The sequence below is a fragment of the Methylobacterium sp. J-048 genome, assembly GCF_022829515.1.
Classification (GTDB): domain Bacteria; phylum Pseudomonadota; class Alphaproteobacteria; order Rhizobiales; family Beijerinckiaceae; genus Methylobacterium.
On the sequence record NZ_JAKSYL010000135.1, the window covers coordinates 1 to 747 of the forward strand.

Annotated in this window: 2 protein-coding genes; one reads left to right on the top strand and one right to left on the bottom strand. The window is 62.0% G+C overall.

Going from position 1 to position 747, the window contains the following annotated elements:
• The coding region (locus tag MKL09_RS12600; RefSeq protein ID WP_244020542.1) for a helix-turn-helix domain-containing protein at positions 1 to 285 on the bottom strand (285 nt) is incomplete at its 3' end.
• 228 nt (positions 286 to 513) lie between these two features.
• Here MKL09_RS12600 and MKL09_RS12605 point away from each other — a divergent pair.
• Positions 514 to 747, top strand: a 234-nt coding sequence (locus MKL09_RS12605; protein ID WP_244020543.1) for a hypothetical protein, incomplete at its 3' end; no start/stop codon positions are given.

Sequence of the window (747 nt, forward strand, 5' to 3'; positions counted from 1 at the left end):
GTCATTGGAGACGGCCGGGACAACGGCCTCCTGGTCGTCGTTTCCCTGAGAGCTGGCAAAAAACGTCTCGACCGGCACCTTGAGCTGATCGGCGATCCTCTGCAGCCGGCTGGCGCCGATGCGATTGCGACCCTTCTCGTATTTCTGCACCTGCTGGAAGCTGACCCCAATGGCGTGACCGAGCGCGGTCTGGCTCAGACCCTGTGCCGCCCGAAGCGCCGCGATGCGGCTGCCGATCGCGCGATCAGCTTCAGTCGCCAGCTTCGGTGCATTGGTGGCGGTCATCGCAGGATTAGCTCTCGTCGAGGAGAAGACTGAACGCGCCGCTGGCGGTCCAATCGCTTAAAACTGACCCAGGATTGTACACGATTGCGCTGCACAACCGTTAGTGCAGGCCAGCAACAGCTGCAATTTGCGCAGGGCACCAGTGCAACTCTGGGTATTTCCTAACGCTAGCGGCGATTGTAACGGTTCCGGGAGGGCTATGAACCCTGGCGAGGTTGAGCATCGCTCATGGACGAGAGCGATGAGCGGCGGCCCGTCTTGCTGTTCATCACGGCGGCACATCTTGGTCTAGACCGAGGCGATCTGCCCATGTCCCTGGAACATGCAGCCCGATTGGCACGCCTCGCACCCGAGGTCATCGCAGCTATCGAGAACGGCAGCGGCGGTACGACTTCGCTCGCTGTGCTGACGCGCGTCGCACTATTCCTGGGGTTGACCGAGCTTGGCATGCCACGCCCTCGG